We start from the raw sequence: 2959 nt of genomic DNA, 5'->3' as shown, positions 1-2959 counted from the left end.
AAAGCCCCGTTGCCATTTAGGCGACGGGGCTTTGGGTAAGAGGTGCCTGGCGGTGACCTACTTTCGCACAGGGATCTGCACTATCATCGGCGCTGAGCGGTTTCACTTCCGAGGTCGGGATGGGGTCGGGTGGTTCCCGCTCGCTCTGGCCACCAGGCAAAACTGGTTTTGAGTCGAGCTTTTATTTTTTAGCTCTTCACTCGGACAACGTACACGGCGTTTGTGTCATCACCCAAACGGTTTGGGTGTTATATGGTCAAGCCTCACGGGCCATTAGTATGGGTTAGCTTCAGCCATTACTGACCGTCCACACCCCACCTATCAACCTGGTGGTCTTCCAGGGCCCTTCAGGGGACTCGCAGTCCCAGGGAGATCTCATCTTGGGAGGGGCTTCCCGCTTAGATGCTTTCAGCGGTTATCCTGTCCGAACATAGCTACCCGGCTGTGCCACTGGCGTGACAACCGGAACACCAGAGGTTCGTTCACTCCGGTCCTCTCGTACTAGGAGCAACTTCCCTCAAATCTCCAACGCCCACGGCAGATAGGGACCGAACTGTCTCACGACGTTCTAAACCCAGCTCGCGTACCACTTTAAATGGCGAACAGCCATACCCTTGGGACCGGCTACAGCCCCAGGATGTGATGAGCCGACATCGAGGTGCCAAACACCGCCGTCGATATGAACTCTTGGGCGGTATCAGCCTGTTATCCCCGGAGTACCTTTTATCCGTTGAGCGATGGCCCTTCCATACAGAACCACCGGATCACTAGGACCTACTTTCGTACCTGCTCGACGTGTTTGTCTCGCAGTCAAGCGCGCTTTTGCCCTTACACTCTGTGCACGATTTCCGACCGTGCTGAGCGCACCTTCGTGCTCCTCCGTTACGCTTTGGGAGGAGACCGCCCCAGTCAAACTACCCACCATACACGGTCCCCGATCCGGATCACGGACCTAGGTTAGAACTCCAAATTCACCAGGGTGGTATTTCAAGGTTGGCTCCACCGGAACTGGCGTCCCGGCTTCATAGCCTCCCACCTATCCTACACAAGCGAATTCAAAGTCCAGTGTAAAGCTGTAGTAAAGGTTCACGGGGTCTTTCCGTCTAGCCGCGGGTACACTGCATCTTCACAGCAAGTTCAATTTCACTGAGTCTCGGGTGGAGACAGTGTGGCCATCGTTACGCCATTCGTGCAGGTCGGAACTTACCCGACAAGGAATTTCGCTACCTTAGGACCGTTATAGTTACGGCCGCCGTTTACCGGGGCTTCGATCAAGAGCTTCGCTTGCGCTGACCCCATCAATTAACCTTCCGGCACCGGGCAGGCGTCACACCCTATACGTCCTCTTTCGAGTTTGCAGAGTGCTGTGTTTTTATTAAACAGTCGCAGCCACCGTTTCACTGCAACCCCCTTCCGCTCCATGAGCAAGTCACTTCACGTACCAGGGGCGTACCTTCTCCCGAAGTTACGGTACCATTTTGCCTAGTTCCTTCACCCGAGTTCTCTCAAGCGCCTTAGAATTTTCATCCTGCCCACCTGTGTCGGTTTTGGTACGGCCAGATGTAACCTGAAGCTTAGAGGTTTTTCTTGGAAGCGTGGCATCAATCACTTCGGTCTTGGCGAACCAAGACACCGTCATCACGTCTCGACATTGACCCTCCGGATTTGCCTAAAGGATCTGCCTACTCGCTTAAACCGGGACGTCCAACACCCGGCTGACCTAGCCTTCTCCGTCACCCCATCGCAGTTACACCCGGTACCGGAATATTAACCGGTTTTCCATCGACTACGCCTTTCGGCCTCGCCTTAGGTGCCGACTAACCCTGCGCCGATTAACGTTGCGCAGGAAACCTTGGGCTTTCGGCGTGCGGGTTTTTCACCCGCATTATCGTTACTCATGTCAGCATTCGCACTTCCGATACCTCCAGCCAACCTTACGATTGACCTTCACAGGCCTACGGAACGCTCCTCTACCACTCAGCTTTCGCTGAATCCGCAGCTTCGGTACATGGCTTAGCCCCGTTGAATCTTCCGCGCAGGCCGACTCGACCAGTGAGCTATTACGCTTTCTTTAAAGGATGGCTGCTTCTAAGCCAACCTCCTGGCTGTCTGGGCCTTCCCACATCGTTTTCCACTGAGCCATGATTTGGGGACCTTAGCTGGCGGTCTGGGTTGTTTCCCTTTTGACGACGAACGTTATCACCCGCCGTCTGTCTCCCGTGCTGCACTTTCCGGTATTCGGAGTTTGCATCGGTTTGGTAGATCTAGACGACCCCCTAGCCGAAACAGTGCTCTACCCCCGGAAGTGATACACGAGGCGCTACCTAAATAGCTTTCGAGGAGAACCAGCTATCTCCGAGCTTGTTTAGCCTTTCACTCCTAGCCACAGCTCATCCGAATCTTTTTCAACAGATCCCGGTTCGGCCCTCCAGCGCGTGTTACCGCACCTTCAGCCTGGCCATGGCTAGCTCGCTCGGTTTCGGGTCTACTCCCAGCGACTTAACGCCCTATTCAGACTCGCTTTCGCTACGCCTCCCCTAGTCGGTTAAGCTCGCCACTGAAAGTAACTCGCTGACCCATTATACAAAAGGTACGCAGTCACACCCCGAAGGGTGCTCCCACTGCTTGTACGCATACGGTTTCAGGTTCTATTTCACTCCGATCACCTCGGTTCTTTTCGCCTTTCCCTCACGGTACTGGTTCACTATCGGTCGGTGAGTAGTATTTAGCCTTGGAGGATGGTCCCCCCATGTTCAGACAGGGTTTCACGTGCCCCGCCTTACTCGATTTCACGATTAAAACTCTTTCGTGTACCGGGCTATCACCGTCTATGGCCGGACTTTCCAGACCGTTCTACTAGAGTTTTAACCGCTTAAGGGCTGCTCCCCGTTCGCTCGCCACTACTAAGGGAATCTCGGTTGATTTCTTTTCCTCCGGGTACTGAGATGTTTCAGTTCCC

General features: G+C 54.3%; 2 rRNA genes (1 of these 2 only partly in view). Both read right to left on the bottom strand.

Going from position 1 to position 2959, the window contains the following annotated elements:
* Positions 1-44 precede the first annotated feature (44 nt).
* Positions 45-157: ribosomal RNA gene (gene rrf, locus JOD69_RS24265) — 5S ribosomal RNA — on the bottom strand.
* A gap of 95 nt (positions 158-252) precedes the next feature.
* Positions 253-2959: ribosomal RNA gene (locus JOD69_RS24260) — 23S ribosomal RNA — on the bottom strand (it continues 184 nt past the right edge of the window).

Origin of the sequence: Methylocaldum sp. RMAD-M (genome assembly GCF_017832375.1) — a bacterium.
In the GTDB taxonomy this organism is placed as follows: domain Bacteria; phylum Pseudomonadota; class Gammaproteobacteria; order Methylococcales; family Methylococcaceae; genus Methylocaldum.
The sequence above is the reverse complement of the archived record's forward strand: the minus strand, read 5'-3'. Positions and strand labels throughout refer to the sequence as shown.